General features: G+C 71.7%; 14 protein-coding genes. 10 read left to right on the forward strand and 4 right to left on the reverse strand.

Annotated features, from left to right (window positions below; genetic code table 11):
• Positions 1 to 35: 35 nt before the first annotated feature.
• Positions 36 to 1,100 carry an N-acetylglucosamine kinase gene (locus Pta02_RS01705; protein ID WP_203872842.1) on the reverse strand — a complete coding sequence of 355 codons (1,065 nt, stop codon included), beginning with the start codon at positions 1,098 to 1,100 and terminating at the stop codon, positions 36 to 38.
• A 78-nt stretch (positions 1,101 to 1,178) separates the two neighbouring features.
• Between Pta02_RS01705 and Pta02_RS01710 the strand changes: the two genes are divergently transcribed.
• The 6 genes from Pta02_RS01710 (at position 1,179) to Pta02_RS01735 (ending at position 7,614) form a co-directional block, all read left to right on the forward strand.
• On the forward strand, positions 1,179 to 2,048 hold the full coding sequence (locus Pta02_RS01710; protein WP_239129288.1) for a MurR/RpiR family transcriptional regulator: 870 nt from the start codon (positions 1,179 to 1,181) through the stop codon (positions 2,046 to 2,048).
• The gene (locus tag Pta02_RS01715; RefSeq protein WP_239129290.1) at positions 2,045 to 2,842 is read left to right on the forward strand and encodes a sugar isomerase domain-containing protein; all 798 of its coding nucleotides are present in this window, start codon (positions 2,045 to 2,047) and stop codon (positions 2,840 to 2,842) included. The genes Pta02_RS01710 and Pta02_RS01715 overlap by 4 nt, the downstream gene beginning before the upstream one ends.
• Before the next feature lie 137 nt (positions 2,843 to 2,979).
• Positions 2,980 to 4,371 (forward strand): cellulose binding domain-containing protein, encoded by a 1,392-nt coding sequence (locus Pta02_RS01720; RefSeq protein WP_203872843.1) that lies wholly within the window; start codon positions 2,980 to 2,982, stop codon positions 4,369 to 4,371.
• 93 nt (positions 4,372 to 4,464) lie between these two features.
• Positions 4,465 to 5,736, forward strand: coding sequence for a sugar ABC transporter substrate-binding protein (locus Pta02_RS01725; protein ID WP_203872844.1), 1,272 nt, complete (start codon positions 4,465 to 4,467; stop codon positions 5,734 to 5,736).
• A gap of 4 nt (positions 5,737 to 5,740) precedes the next feature.
• Positions 5,741 to 6,712 (forward strand): carbohydrate ABC transporter permease, encoded by a 972-nt coding sequence (locus Pta02_RS01730; RefSeq protein WP_203872845.1) that lies wholly within the window; start codon positions 5,741 to 5,743, stop codon positions 6,710 to 6,712.
• Positions 6,713 to 6,738: 26 nt separating this feature from the next.
• Positions 6,739 to 7,614 carry a carbohydrate ABC transporter permease gene (locus tag Pta02_RS01735; RefSeq protein ID WP_239129292.1) on the forward strand — a complete coding sequence of 292 codons (876 nt, stop codon included), beginning with the start codon at positions 6,739 to 6,741 and terminating at the stop codon, positions 7,612 to 7,614.
• A gap of 72 nt (positions 7,615 to 7,686) precedes the next feature.
• Here the strand turns inward: Pta02_RS01735 and Pta02_RS01740 are convergent, their stop codons facing one another.
• Complete coding sequence (locus tag Pta02_RS01740) at positions 7,687 to 8,250, reverse strand: carboxymuconolactone decarboxylase family protein (protein WP_203872846.1); 564 nt, start codon at positions 8,248 to 8,250, stop codon at positions 7,687 to 7,689.
• A gap of 172 nt (positions 8,251 to 8,422) precedes the next feature.
• Complete coding sequence (locus tag Pta02_RS01745; RefSeq protein ID WP_203872847.1) at positions 8,423 to 9,709, reverse strand: endonuclease Q family protein; 1,287 nt, start codon at positions 9,707 to 9,709, stop codon at positions 8,423 to 8,425.
• Between the two features lie 249 nt (positions 9,710 to 9,958).
• Here Pta02_RS01745 and Pta02_RS01750 point away from each other — a divergent pair, with 249 nt between their 5' ends.
• The 4 genes from Pta02_RS01750 (at position 9,959) to Pta02_RS01765 (ending at position 14,127) form a co-directional block, all read left to right on the forward strand.
• Complete coding sequence (locus Pta02_RS01750; protein ID WP_203872848.1) at positions 9,959 to 11,824, forward strand: SpoIIE family protein phosphatase; 1,866 nt, start codon at positions 9,959 to 9,961, stop codon at positions 11,822 to 11,824.
• Positions 11,825 to 11,836: 12 nt separating this feature from the next.
• Positions 11,837 to 13,186, forward strand: a complete 1,350-nt coding sequence (locus Pta02_RS01755) for a GAF domain-containing sensor histidine kinase (RefSeq protein WP_203872849.1) — start codon at positions 11,837 to 11,839, stop codon at positions 13,184 to 13,186.
• An 87-nt stretch (positions 13,187 to 13,273) separates the two neighbouring features.
• Positions 13,274 to 13,441: a hypothetical protein gene (locus Pta02_RS01760; protein ID WP_203872850.1), complete on the forward strand. Its 168-nt coding sequence runs from the start codon at positions 13,274 to 13,276 to the stop codon at positions 13,439 to 13,441.
• Between the two features lie 275 nt (positions 13,442 to 13,716).
• Positions 13,717 to 14,127 carry an STAS domain-containing protein gene (locus Pta02_RS01765; RefSeq protein ID WP_203872851.1) on the forward strand — a complete coding sequence of 137 codons (411 nt, stop codon included), beginning with the start codon at positions 13,717 to 13,719 and terminating at the stop codon, positions 14,125 to 14,127.
• A 56-nt stretch (positions 14,128 to 14,183) separates the two neighbouring features.
• On the opposite strand, the gene recD2 is transcribed toward Pta02_RS01765, so the two are convergent.
• The gene (gene recD2 / locus Pta02_RS01770; RefSeq protein ID WP_239129301.1) at positions 14,184 to 16,370 is read right to left on the reverse strand and encodes an SF1B family DNA helicase RecD2; all 2,187 of its coding nucleotides are present in this window, start codon (positions 16,368 to 16,370) and stop codon (positions 14,184 to 14,186) included.
• Positions 16,371 to 16,397 lie beyond the last annotated feature (27 nt).

Here is a 16,397-nt window from a genome sequence, read left to right on the forward strand (position 1 = left end):
CGCAGGTCGATCGGTGATCCGCGGCGTCCGGATGATCACGGGGCGACGAAGCGCCGGTGCAGGGTGGCCGCCTCCCGGGGGCCGAGCAACCGTCCGGCCGCCAGCCACGCGGCCGCCCCGGCGCCGTCGCCCGCCACCGCGACCGGCGCGTCCCGGCTGCGCAGGAGATCCTGTACGGCGCGCCGTACCGGCCCCTCGCTGGTCAGGACGCTCCCGGCCAGCACGACCGGCGTGCGGTCGCCCGGCTCGCGCACCTCGGACACGGTCGCGGCCAGCCGGGCGGCGGCCTCGGCCACGATGGCCCCGGCGGCGGGGTCCCCGGCCTCGGCCGCCCGGCTCACCAGCGGCGCGAGTTCGGCCAGCGCGCGCGGTGGCCGGGACTGCACCGCGGTGGCCAGCAGGTCGGCCAGCTCCCTGCCCGGCGTGGCCGCCCGCGCCCGCCCGCCGGGCTCATCCGGGAAGGCCGCCCGCGCCCGCCCGCCGGGCTCCTCGTCGGGGAACAGCAGGTGGCGGAGGACGAGCCGGGTCAGCGGGCCCATGCCGTCCGGCGCCCGCTCGCCCGCCTCCCGGGCGCCGCCCGCCACGCGGCCCGAGGCCTGCCGGATGGCGGCGCGGGCGGCGGCCTGGCCGAGCCAGAAGGCCGAGCCCTCATCGCCCAGCAGCCAGCCGTACCCGTCGGCCAGCGCCGTCGGCTGATGGTCAATAATTTTCGCCGCGATGGCCCCGGTGCCGGAGATGAGGACCGTCCCGGACCGCGCGGCCGTACCCGCTGCGAAGGCCACGACCACGTCGCCCACCGCCCGGGCCGGGGCCCTCAGCCCGCAGTCGCGCAGGGCCCCGTCGAAGGCCGCCCGGGACGAGGGGTCGCGCAGGATCCCCGCCCCGGCCAGCCCGACGGTCACCCCCTCCACCTGCGCCGGGTCCGTCGAGGCCAGGGCCTGGCGCACGGCCTGGCCGAGGTTGGCGAACGCCTCCCGGGGGCCGATCGCCATCGGGTTGCCGCCGCCAGCCCGTCCTCGCCCGATCACCTTTCCCGCCGCCGTGATGGCCACGGCGCGAGATGATGTCCCGCCGGCGTCCACGCCGAGCACCACAGTCATGTCAAAAATTATTCTCCAGAAGCCTTGACGACGCTAGATGGTGAGCATAATTTTCACCATCAACGGAGGAGGAACGCGGTGGAACTCCTGAACAGGATCGGGATCGAGCAGGCCGAGATGCCGGAGGCGCTGCGGAAGGTGGCCGAGGTGATCCTCGCCGACTCCGCCGAGGCCGCCAGGTCGACGATCGTCGACCTGGCCGAGCGCAGCGGCACCTCGACCGCGACGATCACCCGGTTCTGCCGCGCGCTCGGGTTCGGCGGCTACGCCGAGCTGCGGGTCGCGCTCGCCACCGAGACCGGCCGGGTCGCCCAGCAGCGCTGGGAGACCGACATCGGGCAGGAGATCCTGCCCGGCGACGGGCTCGACCGGGTGCTGGGCGTTGTGGCGGGCAACGACATCCGCCTGATCCAGGAGACCGCGGCGCAGCTCGACCTGGCCACGGTGGAGAAGGTCGCCGGTGCGATCGCCCAGGCCGGCCGGGTGCTGCTGTTCGGCGTCTCCAGCAGCGCGGCGGTGGCCAGCGAGATGGAGTACCGCCTGCAGCGCATCCGGGTCCCCACCTGGAGCAGGTCCGACGCGCACAGCGCGCTCACCGACGCCGCGCTGCTCGGTCAGGGCGACGTGGCGATCGGGATCTCGCACAGCGGCAGGACCCGCGAGGTCATCGAGGTGCTGGCCGAGGCCGGCAGCCACGGCGCCATCACCGTGGCGGTCACCTCGCACCCCCGTTCGCCGCTGGCCGAGGTGGCCGAGCTGGTCGTCACCACCTCCAGCAGGGAGACGACCTTCCGCTCCGACGGCTTCGCCGCGATCCACTCCCAGCTGCTCGTCCTGGACGTGGTCTACGTCTCGGTCGCGCAGCGCACCTACGAACGCACCCGGAAGGCGTTCGATCTGACCGTCCGCGCGGTGACCGGGCACCGCCTCCCGGAGGGAGACATGTGACCGCAGAACTCGACGTGACACGGGGTGAGGCGGCGGGAGTCCCGCCCCCCGACCCGGACGCCTACGTCCGCCACATCGCCGATCTCGTCCAGGCCATCCCCGCCGAGCAGGCCGAGCCCATCGGGCGGGCCGCGGCCCTGGTCGCCGGGGCGCTGGAGCGCGACGGGATCGTCCAGGCGTTCGGCTCCGGCCACTCCGAGGCCGTCGCGATGGAGATCGCCGGTCGCGCGGGCGGGCTGGTGCCCACCAACCGGCTCGCACTGCGCGACATCGTCCTGTACGGCGGAGCCGACCCGCGCGAACTCGAACGCTACGACCTCGAACGCGACCCCGGCATCGCACACCGGATCCTCGACCTCGCCCCCGTCGCCGACGACGACCTGTTCGTGATCATCTCCAGCTCGGGCGTCAACGGCGTCGTCGTCGAGCTGGCCACCCTGGTGAAGGAGCGCGGTCACGACCTGATCGCGATCACCTCGCTCGCCCACAGCTCCGCGGCGGCGGCCAGGCATCCCTCGGGCCGCAAGCTGTGCGACCTCGCCGACGTGGTGCTCGACAACCGGGCCCCCTACGGCGACGCGGTCCTGCCCCTGCCCGGCGGCGGCGCCGTCGCGGCCGTCTCCACGATCACCTCGGCGCTGCTCGCCCAGCTCGTCGTCACCGGGGCGGTGGCCGAGCTGCTCGCGGCCGGCCGGGTGCCGCCGGTGTACCTGTCGGCGAACGTCCCCGAGGGGGACGCGCACAACCTCGCTCTCGAAGCCCGCTACGCGGGCCGCATCCGCCGGGGCGGCTGACCGGCCGCGGGTGTCCGTCCGCCCGCACCGACCGCCCCGCACCGCCCGGCGAATCCGCTCTTCGCCGCGCCATCCGGCGAACGCTCCGTTCGCCGTGCCAGGAAACATCTCGGGGGTCGCCCGCTAGGAGATCAACCGTGCCCCGACATCTCTGGAAAACCGTCCTCGCCCTGTCCCTCCCCATCGCCCTGGCGGCGGTGGCCCTGGCCTCCCCGGCCTCGGCCGCCCAGTCGCTGCGCCTGCAGTACAAGAACAGCTCCACCGGAGCCACCACCGCGCAGGCCGAACCCTGGTTCAAGCTCGTCAACGACGGCACCACGTCCATCCCGCTCAGCCAGGTCAAGATCCGCTACTACTTCACCGGCGACACCGCCTACCGGTTCGCCTGCTCGTGGGCGGTGGTCGGCTGCTCCACCGTGACCGGGCAGTTCGCCACGCTGTCGAGCCCGGTGCCGGCGGCCAACCGGTACCTGGAGGTCGGCTTCACCTCCGGGACGCTGGCCCCGGGCGCGAACACCGGTGACATGCAGCTGCGGTTCCACCGCGCCGACTGGCAGAACTTCACCCAGTCCGACGACTACTCCTTCGGGGCCCAGACCTCCTACGCCGACTGGAGCAAGGTCGCCGTCTACGTCGGCGGGCAGCTCGCCTGGGGCACGCCGGCCGGCGGCACGGGTCCCGACCCCTCGCCGACGCCCACCGTCACCCCGACGGGCAACCCCGGCGGCCAGGGCACGCTGTTCGACGACTTCGCCTACACCGGGTCGTCCGACCCGCGGCTGGCGCAGCGCGGCTGGACGGTGCGCTCCAACTCCGGCGGTCCCGGAGTGCCCGGCGCGACCTGGTCGCCCTCCGCGGTCACCTTCCCCTCGGTGAGCGGGAACCAGGTCCTGCAACTCGACTCCTCCACCGACGGCACCGGCGCGGGCACCGTGCACACCGAGCTGTCCACCTCCGCCCGCAAGTTCTTCGAGGGCACCTACGCGGCCCGGGTGAAGTTCAGCGACGCCCCGCTGTCCGGCCCCGACGGCGAGCACGTCGTGCAGACGTTCTTCACCATCACCCCGCTGCAGCAGAACATGGACCCGGACTACGGGGAGCTGGACTTCGAGTATCTGCCCAACGGCGGCTGGGGCGAGCCCGCCAACATCCTGTACACCACGAGCTGGGAGACCTACCAGGCCGATCCCTGGCAGGCGGTCAACACCCACACCGAGGAGCGGACCAGCTTCGCCGGCTGGCACGACCTGGTCATCCAGGTCTCCGGCGGCCGGATCAAGTACTACGTCGACGGGCGCCTGTTCGCCGACCACGGTGACATCTACTATCCCGAGACGCCCATGTGGATCATGTTCAACCAGTGGTTCATCGACCTGCAGGGTGGCTCCACCCCGCGCACCTACCGGCAGCAGGTCGACTGGGTCTACCACAGCAAGAACGAGGTCGTCTCGCCCGCCGAGGTGCTGAACAGGGTCAACGCCTTCCGGGCGTCCTCCACCGCGTTCACCGACACCGTCCCCTCCTCCTGAGGTCCCGGACGCGGCGCCCGCCGCCCGGCCGCGGGCGCCGCGTCCGGCACCACCTTCCGGAAAGCCGAACCACCCCCCGAAAAGAGAAAGCCCATGAAGCACCGCCTCCTGGCCGCCGCGGCCGTGCTGGCCCTGGCCGCCGGCACCGGCGCCTGCGGTTCCGACGAGGGATCGGGCAGCGCCGCCCCCGCGAGCACGGGACCCGCCAAGCTCACCGTCTGGATCATGGACGGGAGCGTCACCGACGAGCTCGTCAAGCAGTTCGAGACCGACTACGAGGCCGCCCGCAAGGGCGTCGACCTCGACATCCAGATCCAGGCGTGGGACGGCATCGGCGAGCGCGTCACCGCCGCCCTGGCCAGCACGGACGCACCCGACGTGATCGAGGTCGGCAACACCCAGATCGCGCAGTACGCCGCCAGCGGCGGTGTCAGGGACCTCACCGACAAGGTCGCCGACCTCGGCGGCACCGACTGGATCCCCGGCCTGGCCCAGCCGGGCAACATCGACGGCCGGCAGTACGGCATCCCCTGGTACGCCGCCAACCGGGTCGTCGTCTACAACAAGGAGCTGTTCGAGAAGGCGGGCATCACCGCCCCGCCCACGACCCGCGACGAGTGGCTGGAGATCACCGCCAAGCTCGACAAGGGCGGCGACCAGGGCATCTATCTCACCGGGCAGACCTGGTACGCGCTGGCCGGGTTCATCTGGGACGAGGGCGGCGACTTCGCCGTCAAGGACGGCGAGAAGTGGAAGGGCGCCCTGGACACCCCGCAGGCGCTGGCCGGCATGGACTTCTACAAGCGGCTCCAGGCGCTCGGCAAGGGCCCGAAGGACGCCGACGAGGCCAACCCGCCGCAGCACGAGGTCTTCGCGCAGGGCAAGGTCGCCCAGATGATCAGCGTGCCGGGCGGCGCGGCCCGGGTGCTGGAGGTCGAGCCGAAGATGAAGGACAAGATCGGGTTCTTCCCGATCCCCGGCAAGACGGCCGACAAGCCCGGCGCGGTGTTCACCGGCGGCTCCGACCTGATCATCCCGGAGGCGTCGAAGAACCCCGACGCCGCCTACGAGGTGGTCAAGGCGCTGGCGGGGGAGAAGTTCCAGACCGACCTGGCCAAGGCGATGAACTTCGTGCCCAACCGGACGTCGCTGGCGCACGTCCTGGACGCCGACGAGGGCACCGCCGCCATGGCGAAGGGCGCCTCCAACGGCAGGGCCACCCCCAACACGCCCAACTGGGCGGCGGTCGAGGCCACGCTGGTGATCAAGCAGTACATGACCGCGGTGCTCACCGGCAAGGACCCGGCGGCCGAGGCCCGCAAGGCCAGCGAGTCCATCACCGCGACGCTCAACAGCGGGTCGTAGCGCGGTGAGCGTCCCCGCCGCCACCCGGGCCCCGGCCCCGCCCCGCCGGGGGCCGGGGCGCCCGGTCCCGCCGGACAGGCCCCGCCGGCCCCGGAGGTTCTGGCCGTACCTGCTGATCGCCCCCACCGTGGTGGGCGGCCTCTTCCTGCTGCTGTATCCCCTCTTCCGCGCCGCGACGATCTCCTTCCAGCACTTCCGGATGGGCGAGCTGATCAGGGGTGGCGCGGAGTTCGCCGGCCTGGACAACTACCGGGAGCTGCTGGCGGGCGGGGAGTTCTGGACGGTGGTGCTGCGGACCTTCGTCTGGACCGGGATCAACGTGGTGCTCATCATGGGCCTGTCGACGGCCGTCGCCCTCATGCTGGTGCGGCTGGGACGGCGCATGCGGCTGGCCCTGATGAGCGCGCTCGCGCTCGCCTGGGCCACGCCGATCATCGCGGCCACGACGATCTTCCAGTGGCTGTTCCAGTCCGAGCTCGGCATCGTCAACTGGCTGCTGACCCGGCTGGGCTTGGAGTCCTTCCAGGGCTACTCGTGGTTCGCCGACGGCCAGGCGATGTTCGGGGTCCTGGTGGTGCTCGTGGTCTGGCAGTCGGTGCCGTTCGCCGCGCTCACCCTCTACGCCGGCCTGACCACGATCCCGGCGGAGCTGTACGAGTCGGCCAGGATCGACGGCGGCACCGGCCGGCAGATCTTCACCAGGGTGACCTTCCCGATCCTGCGCCCGATGTTCGCGCTGATCACCTCGCTGGAGGTGATCTGGGTCTTCAAGTGCTTCCCGCAGATCTGGGTACTCAGCCAGGGCGGACCCGACGGCGCGACGACCACGCTGCCGGTCTACGCCTTCCGGATCGCCAGGGCCCTGCACCGCTACGACCTGGGGTCGGCCGTCGCGATGCTCACCGTCGTCGTCCTCGCCGTCGCGCTGATCAGCAACCTGCGGCGGATGCTCAGGCAGGAAGGAGCCGAGCCGTGAGAGGCGTGTCCGTGAGGGAGGCGTCCGTGAAAGGTGCGTCCGCGAGGGACGTGTCCGCGAGGGGCGGCGGCCGGAGGCCGAGGGCAGGGGGGATCGCCCTCAACGCCGCGGCCGCGGCCGTCCTCGTCGTGATGATCTTCCCGGTCTATTGGATGTTCGCCACCGCGTTCAAGCCCACGGCCGAGATCCAGGCCGAGACGCCCGGCCTGTGGCCCGCGCATCCGACGCTGGAGCACTTCGCCACCGCGGTGGGCGCCGACGGGTTCTGGACGTTCTGGCGAAACAGCCTGCTGGTCACCGGCGCCGCGGTGCTGCTGGCCCTGGTGGTGGCGCTGCTGTCGGCCTTCGCCGTGGCCAGGATGCGCTGGCGCGGCCGGGGCGCGTTCATCGTCATGGTCTTCGCCGCCCAGATGGCGCCGTGGGAGGCGCTCCTCGTGCCGATGTTCATCATCGCCCGGGACACCGACCTGCTCGACTCCCTGGCGATGCTGACCGGTGTCTACTTCATGGTCACGCTGCCGTTCACGATCGTGACGCTGCGCGGGTTCCTGGCCGCGATCCCCGCCGAGGTGGAGGAGGCGGCCCTGGTCGACGGCTGCACCCGCCCGGCGGCCTTCCGCCGGGTGGTCTTCCCGCTGCTCGCGCCCGGCCTGATGGCCACCTCGCTGTTCGGGTTCATCACCGCGTGGAACGAGTTCGCGTTCGTCAACGTGCTGATCATCAAGGATCAGGACAAACGGACGCTGCCGGTGTGGCTGTCGTCCTTCCGCGACGTGTTCGGCACCGACTGGGGCGCCACCATGGCCGCCGCGACGCTGTTCGCCCTGCCGGTGCTGGTGCTCTTCCTCTTCCTGCAACGCAGGGTCGGCGCCGGCATGATCGCCGGTGCGGTGAAGGGGTGAGGCCCGCGACCGCGGCCCGCGGTCCCACGGAGCGGTACGGCTGCGCCGGGAGGCGGGGCCGCGGTCGCGGGATCAGGCGGCCTCCTCCTCCCAGGCGAAGTCCCGCAGCGCGGGGTCGAGGGCGGCGTCGGTCATCCTGTTGGCGAAGGTGGAGATCGTGTAGGTGCCGATCCCCAGGACGACCTCCAGGGCGTTCTGCGGGGTGTATCCGGCCTCCAGGAACGCCCGCATCTCCTTGTCGCCGACCGCGCCGAGGCTGTCCATGACGGCGTGGGCGAAGACGCGCAGCGCCTCCAGGCGGGCGTCCTGCAGCGGCCGGCGGGCCCGCAGGTCCTCGATGAGATCGGGTGAGGCCTGCAGCCCCGCCAGGACGGCGCTGTGCATCGCCACGCAGACGTGGCAGCCGTTGCGGGTGGCGATCGTCAGGATGAGGACCTCACGGTCGAGCGGGGGGAGGGTGGACTGCTCGAAGACGGCGTTGACCGTCAGGAAGCCCTTGAGCACCTCGGGGGAGGCGGCCATCCGCGCGACCGGCTCCGGGATGTAGCCGAACTTCTTGCGGGTGGCCTCCATGGTGGACCGGGCGGCGGCCGGCGCGCTTTCGACGGTGTGGGCGACGAAGACGTCCTGGGACATCGTGACCTTCTCTGCGGGGGTGACGCCGTGTGCGCGGGCATGCGGCGTAATGGTCAATGTGGTTGTCTAGATAGTAAACGTGGTTGTCCTATTTGGCAATGCGCGAGATCCCGCGAGGTCGGTGCCCGGAAGAGGGCCGGGGTGGACGAGTGAGTCCTCAGGACTCACACGTCTAGAACAGGGCCGGGGTGGCGGAGGCGTTGATCCGTTCGAGTTCGCCGGGCTTGAAGAAGCCGATCGTGCCGAACGTGCCGTCGTAGCCGGGGTCCCGGATCACCTCGCCGCGGCGCAGCCGGTCGACGGCCTCCGCCAGCGCCGGTGAGTGCCGTGCGATGTCGCCGACCGGCAGCTCCTGCAGGATCGCCAGCTCGGGGCCCAGGGCGGCGGTGAGGGAGTCGACCTCGTTGAGGACCTTCTTGCTCTTGCTCCCCACGCCGAGGATCTCGCCCACGATCTCCGGCAGCGGGACGAGGCTGCGGAAGCCGGGGTCGCCGTCGGGGCGGGTGCCGTCCGGGCGGTCGGCCAGGTCCTCGACCCGGCTCAGCACGCCGACGGTGAGCGGCCTGCTGCACACGGGGCACACGCCGCCGCGCCGGCGGGTCTCCCGGGGGTCCATCCGGACGCCGCACTTGCGGTGCCCGTCGAGGTGGTACTTGCCCTCCTCGGGGAAGAACTCCACCGTCCCGGCGTACCCGGAGCCGGTCCGCAGCGCTTCCATGACCGCGAAATAGTCCAGGTCCGTCTCGAACACCGTGGTCTCGCGGGCCACCATGGGCGGCGAGTGCGCGTCGGAGTGGCTGACCAGCCTGTAGCGGTCGAGGCCGGAGACGCGCCGGTTCATGGCGGGGTCGCTGGACAGCCCGGTCTCCAGGGCGAAGATGTGGCGGGACAGGTCGCCGTAGCACTCCTCGACCGTGTCGAACCCGGACTTGGAGCCGAACACGCCGAACCACGGCGTCCAGACGTGGGCGGGCACCAGATAGGCCCCCTGCCCGCTGCCCAGCGTGATCTCCAGCAGGTCGCGGGAGTCCAGGCGCAGGACGGGCCGGCCGTCCGCCTCCAGGTCGCCGGCCCGTCCGAGGCGGCGGTTGAAGGCGGCGGCGGCCTCGAAGTCCGGCATGTACACCAGGTGGTGGATCTTACGGGTGCGCTCACCGCGGCTGTAGACCGTGGAGACCTCGGTGGACAGCATGAAGCGCACCGTGCCGGAGGCCAGGCCGGGCGGCAGCGTCCGGGAGACCTCCCGGTCCAGCTCGTCGCGGAGCCGGAACAGCCCCGGCTCCGCCGGGACGAGGCTCTCACGCAGCCGTTCGAACCACACCGGGTGCGTGAGGTCGCCGGTGCCCATCAGGGTGACGCCCTTGCGCCGCGCCCACCACGTCAGATGCTCCAGGTCGCTGTCCTTGCTGCAGGCGCGGGAGTATTTGGAATGGATGTGCAGGTCGGCATGGAAACGCACCAGGACACTCTTTCGCAGACCGGTTTCTGGATCATCGGCTCCACCTCCGCGCACCGGGGTGCGACGGGGGCTCCGCCGTCGCGATTCAGTCAGAGACAGGTACGTTCTGCCCCAAATTCAGCGCGTCTATCGGGTCGTCCTCCGGCCCCGCCGCCATGATCATCGTGGGTCGTCCCGGCACCCGGCCCGATCGGGTGGCGGCCCGGACATGTCAGGACGCCGGGAACGGGTGGGGACCCTGCGCGGCCGGTGAGCGTGCGCACGGGCCCGGCGAACGTGAGGAAGGGCGAGGTCGCGATGGCGGACAAGGCCGGTACCGCCGACGAGCACGGAGACGGGCACGGGGACGGGCACGGGCACGGGGACGGGCACGGGGACGGGCACGGGCACGGGGACGGGCACGGGGACGACGGCGCGCTGCCGGACGGGTCGCTGCTGCGGGCGGTCTTCGCCGACCTGGGGGCCGGTGTGTATCTCACCGACCACACCGGGCGCATCACCGCGGTCAACCCCCGGGCCGTCACACTGCTGGGCCGCCCGGCGGCGGCGCTGCTGGGCGCCGAGGACCACGACCTGCTGCACCGGGGTCCCGGCGGGGAAGTGATCCCCCGTACGGCCTGCCAGGTGGCGGAGGTGCTGGAGCACGGGCGCGTCGTCCGCGGTGAGATCGAGTGCGACACCTTCCTGGACGGCGGCGGCCACCTGCTGCCGATCGCGTGGGTGGCCTCGCCGATCCACCGGGACGGCAGGATCCGCGGTGCGGCGGTGCTGTTCGTCGACGCCACCGAGCGGCTGGCCGCCGCGCGGCGCCAGGCCGACCAGTTGGCCGCGCTGGAGGACCTCACCGAACGGCTGACGGTGCTCACCGAGATCACCACCGTGCTGACCCAGACCCTGGACGTGGACGAGGCGCTGGGCCGGCTGGGCCGGTTGACCGTGCCGCGGCTGGCCGACTGGGCGGCGGTGGACCTCTACACCGGTCCCCAGGACATCCGCCGGGTCACGATCGCCGCTCCCCGGGAGCACGGCGGCGAGCAGGTCTGGCAGGGGCCACTGCCGCCGCTCACCGACTCCTCCCAGGCACCGCTGGCCCACGTGCTGCGCAGCGGCGAGGCCGTACTGCTCGGTCCCGACGACGTCGCCGCTCCCGCCGACACCCCTCTGGACGTCGCGCACCGCGAGCTGTACACCGCCTTCGGCGCCACGTCGATGATCATCGTCCCGCTGCGCACCTCCCGGCAGGTGCTGGGCGCCCTCACCGTGGCCCGCGTCGATCCGGCGCGCCCCTTCGACGTCGCCGACCTGACGCTGATCGCCGACATCGGCCGCCGGGCCGGTCTGGCCGTGGACAACGCCCGCCTGTTCGGCCAGCAGCGCGACGTGGCCGAGACCATGCAACGTCATCTGCTGGCACCGCTGCCGTGCGTGGACCATCTGGGGCTGGTGGCCCGTTACCGGCCGGCCCCGAAGGGATCCCAGGTCGGCGGGGACTGGTACGACGCCTTCCTCCTGGTGGACGGCGTCACCGCGCTGGTCATCGGCGACGTCGCCGGGCACGACCTCAAGGCGGCGGCCGACATGGCCCAGCTGCGCAACATGCTGCGCTCCCTGGCGTGGGACCGCCGGGAGCCGCCCAGCGTCATCATCGACCGCCTGGACAACGCGATGATCGCCGTCAGCGACATCCCGATGGCGACCATGATCCTGGCGCGCGTCGAGGGACCGCGGCAGGGGCCGTGGCAGCTGCACTGGGTCAGCGCGGGGCACCCGCCGCCGTTGCTGGTCACCGCCGAGGGTCACACCCGTTATCTGGAATCGGGGCAGAACCTGCTGCTCGGGGCGGGCCTGGAGCCTGGAACGTCCCGTTACGACGCCATCGAGCCGTTGCCCGCGCACAGCACCCTGCTGCTGTACACCGACGGCCTCATAGAGACCACCGGCGCCGATCTGGACGTCGGAATGAACCGGCTGCGCCGCCACGCCGCGGCGCTGGCCGGTCACCCGCTGGACGAATTCTGCGACCAGCTGCTGGAGCGCATGCCCTCGGACGGCATGGACGACATCGCTCTGCTGGCCATGCGCCTGCCCGGCGCCGGCACCGGTGCGGATGTCTAGGCGGGACACGTGATGACGGCGCAGGGGTTCGACGAGGCCGAACCGGCGAAGGACTTCAGCGAGGCCGGACCGGCGCAGGGGGCTCCGAAGCCTTCGGAGGAGGTCGGGCAGCCGCCGGGGGACGGTGACGGGGAGAAGCCCGAGGGCGAGGTCCGGGAGCCCGGGACCCTCACCGAGCCGAACTTCTCGGCGATCGCCGCGGCGGCCCGCCTGATCTGCGGGGTACCGACAGCCCATGTCAGGCGGACGGGTGAGGAAGGCGACGACATCGTCGGCCATGCCGGGATGACCTGGGCCGGCATGGACGAGCGTGTGCCGTCGTTCCACACGTGGATCGTCCGGCGGCGCGAGCGGCTGGAGGTTCCCGACGCCCGGGACGACGAGGAGTTCCGCGACGACCCCACGGTGATCGGGGAGCCGTACCTGCGCTTCTACGCGGGCACGCCGATGATCGGGGACTTCGGCCGGGTGGTCGGCACGGTGTGCGTGATGGGCGATCGACCACACCGGTTGTCCGACGGACAGTGGCAGGTCCTGCGCCACCTGGCCGACAGCGCCGCCTCGATGATGGAGGCCCATCGCTACGCCCGGCAGAGCGAGCAGCTCGCCCACGGCCTGCAGGACCTCCAGGAGCTGAAGGACCAGTTCCTGCGCAGCATCAACCACGAGCTGCGCACCCCGCTGACCTCGATCCGCAGCTATCTGCAGCTCATCCAGGAGGGCGGCCTCGATCCCGCCACCGAGAGACGCTTCCTGCAGGTCATCGAGCGCAACAGCGACCGGATCCTGCTCCTGATCGACGAGCTGCTGCTGATGGCCAGCCTGAACGCCCGCACCGTCAGCTACGTCCCCCGCCGGGAGAACCTGGTCGCCGTCATCCGCCGCGCGATCGACGCCGTGGCCGACGATGTGCAGGACAGGGACCACACCGTGCACCTGCACGCTCCGGCCGAGGCGGCGGCGTGGATCGACGCCCGCCGGATGCAGCACGCCGTACGGCACCTGCTGGACAACGCGATCAAGTTCACCCCGCCCGGCGGCAGGATCGACGTCACCGTCAGCGCCGACCCCGCGCCGCGCTTCACCGTCTGCGACACCGGGATGGGGATCGCGACCACCGAGATCGAGCGCGTCTTCGAGTCCTTCTACCGCGCCCCCGCGGCGGAGGAGCAGGCGATCGGCGGTACGGGGATGGGGCTGTCCATCGTGGAGAAGACCCTCCAGCTGCACGGCGGCAGTGTGCGCATCGACAGCCGCCCGGGTGAGGGCACGTGCGTGCGCGTCAGCCTGCCCATCCCGCCGGAACCCACCGCCCCGGACTCCGAGCTCGCCCCGCAGAACCGGATCGACGAAACGTCGTAGGCACCGGGAACCGGTGCGTGGAGCGGGGTTCCCCGGCCGCCTGATGGGGCAGTCGGAATGTGATCGTTCGATGGGAGGGATCCCGGTATGACGCAACCCCAGATACCGATGTGCCGAACCTGCGGAGCCACGGTGGAGCACCCCGGGCGTCATCGTGAATGGCACGAGGCGCTCGAACACCTGATCCCCGGCCTGGCGGCCGAACTGGAGAAGACACAAGGAAACGGGCAGTCCGACCAGGGCTTCACGTTCTGACACCCCCGGACCGGCCGCGGGCCGCCGCGGGCCGGGGACGGTACCGCCTCCCGGGCCCGCCGGGCCCGGCGGGGTTGCGGTCACACCGATCGGGGGAGTGTCACGGGAAGACGTCGGCAGCTATCCGGCTCTTGCCTGTTCGGATGCCTCTGGGATGATGAATATGGACCTGTTCCTCCTTGTGCGGTCAAGACCCCTAAATTGGGGTTTTGCGTTACCTTGCCGGTGGACGGGCTGACAGGTGGACAGGCGGAAGAGAAGCGAGGCCGATCTGGATGCGAGCTCCAGATGAGATGGGCTTCGAGGTCGTACTCGGCAGCTACGGCAAATGCGCCGTGGTCCATCTCAAGGGCGCCCTGGATCTGGCGACCGCCTCCGCCCTGCGGGTGATGATCGAGCACCTGTGGGACTTCCTCCAGGAGGGCTGCCTGGTCCTCCACCTCAGCTCCATGACCTTCTGCGACTCCACCGGGATCGGCGCGATGATCGGGGTCTCCAACGGCTGCGGCGAGCGCGGCGTGCGCCTGGTCCTGGCCGAGGCCCCGGTGATGCTGAGGCGCAGGCTCACCATCACCGGCCTGCTCCCCCTGTTCGAGATGCACGACTCGCTGGAGGGGGCGCTGAGCGACGTGGGCTGGCAGCCGGAAGGCGCCGGCCGCGTCTCCCCCTTCGCCATCGAGGCCTGACACCGACGAGGCCTGACACCGACGAGGCCTGAAACCGCCGGCGCCCGGCGGGAGGGTCAGCTCTCCAGTGCCATGGCGAGGCGGAAGGCCAGGCCGGTGTGCCTGCGGTAGCCGAGCCGCTGGACGGCCAGTTGCAGGGCCTCGCGCTGGCCGACCAGCACCACCCAGGCCTTGGCCCTGGTGACCAGGGTGTACAGCAGCCTGCGGTGCAGCATCACGCCGCCGGCCTCGGCCACGATCGGGGCCACCACGAAGGGGTATTCGCTGCCCTGGGAGCGGTGGACGCTGATCGCGTAGGCGTGGGTCAGCTCGTCCAGCTCGCCGAAGGCGTACTCCACGGTCTCGCCGTCGTCGGTGCGCATCTCCAGCACGCGCTCCTGGGACCTGACCTCCGTGACCGTGGCGATCTCCCCGTTGAACACGCCCTTGTCGTAGTTGTTGCGGATCGGCATGACCCGGTCGCCCACCCGGAAGACCGACGGCCCCGACCAGTGCTCGGCCGTGCCCTCGCGCGCCGGGTTCAGCCGCTCCTGCAGCCGGCGGCCGAGCTCGACGCTGCCCGTGGGGCCCTTGCGCATCGGGCACAGCACCTGGACCTGGTCCCGGCCGATGTTCTGCTTGCGGGGGATCGCCTCCGTCGCCAGGTGGACCACCCGCGCGGCCACGTCCTCGGGGTCGTCGATCGCCTCGAACCAGAAGCCGCCCCTGCCGGGCAGGTCGGGCAGCTCGCCGGCCCGGATCCGGTGGGCGGACCGGACGATCCCGCTGTCCTGGGCCTGCCGGAAGACGTGGGTCAGCCGGATGCGCGGGACCTCCTCCACCCGCAGCAGGTCGGTCAGCACGTTCCCGGGCCCGATGCTGGGCAGCTGGTCGCCGTCGCCGACCAGCAGCAGGTGGCCGCCCGACGGGATCGAGGCCGCCAGCCGGGTGGCCAGGTGCAGGTCGAGCATCGAGGCCTCGTCCACCACGATGAGGTCGGCCTCGGCGGGGGACTGCTGGAACAGCGTGGTCTCGTCGCGCTCCTGCTGTTGCTGGGCGAGCATCCGGTGCACGGTCATCGCGGGCAGGCCGGTGAGCTCCGACAGGCGCTTGGCCGCCTTGCCCGTCGGCGCGGTCAGGGTCACCGTGCCGCCCATCGCCCGCACGGTCGAGGCGATCACCTTCACCGTGTGGCTCTTGCCGCAGCCGGGGCCGCCGGTCAGGACCGACACGGTGTTGGTCAGCGTGAGGTTCACCGCCGCCCGCTGGTCCTCGTGCAGCCCCTCGTCCTCGGTGAAGGTGCGCAGCGGCAGCGTCGAGCGGGCCCTGCTGAGCCTGGCCAGGTGCGCCGCCAGCGAGAGCTCCCGGCTGTGCTGCTCCTTGGAGTAGACCACCACCTGGCCGGGGACGGCTGGTGAGGCCTCCACGATCACCCTGCGCTCGGCGATCAACGTGTCCACCGCCTGGCCGATCAGCTCGTCCTCCCGGCCGACCAGGGCCGAGGCCGCCGAGACGAGGGCGGGCAGCGGCAGGAAACAGTGGCCGTCGCGGGCGGCAGCCGCCTCCAGCCGGTCCAGGACCGCCGCCCTGATCCGCTGCGGGCTCTGCTCGGGCACCCCGGACCGCAGCGCGATCCGGTCGGCGGTGTGGAAGGCGATCCCCCGCACCCGGCCGATGAGCTGGTACGGATCACCGACGAGGACCTCGGCCGAGTCGTTGCCGAACACCTGGTAGATCTTGGTCGCCAGCAGCGGGCTGATCCCGTATCCCTGCAGGACGACCATGAGGGCGGCGATGGCCTTCTGCTCCGCCCACGCCTCGACGATCTGCGCCTGCCGCGTGGCGCCGATGTTGACGACCTCCGTGAGGCGCTCGGGCTCGGTGTCGATGACCGTGAGCGTCTCCTCGCCGAAGTGGCTGACGATGGCGTGGGCCAGCCGCGGCCCGATCCCGCGGATCAGGCCGGAGCCGAGATAGAGCGTGATGGCCCGCACGGTGGAGGGGACCACCCGCTCGCAGCGCGTGGCCAGCAGGCGGCTGCCGTGGCGCGGGTGGCGGTCCCACTCCCCGGTCAGCCGCAGCGTCTCGCCGGGCTGCACCCCGGCCAGCGCGCGGCCGGAGGCGACGAAGGCGGGCAGGTCGTCGGCGCTCATGCGGGCGACGGTGTATTCGTCCTCGCGGACGAACACCAGTTGCTCGACGGAGGCCTCGACCTCCGTCAAGGACGGCTCGTCCGGCACGGTCACCGCAGGGTTGTCGAACACCACAGGTTTCCCGGAATCATGTGCAGC

It is taken from the genome of Paraplanobispora takensis, from assembly GCF_016863195.1.
In the GTDB taxonomy this organism is placed as follows: Bacteria; Actinomycetota; Actinomycetes; order Streptosporangiales; family Streptosporangiaceae; genus Planobispora; species Planobispora takensis.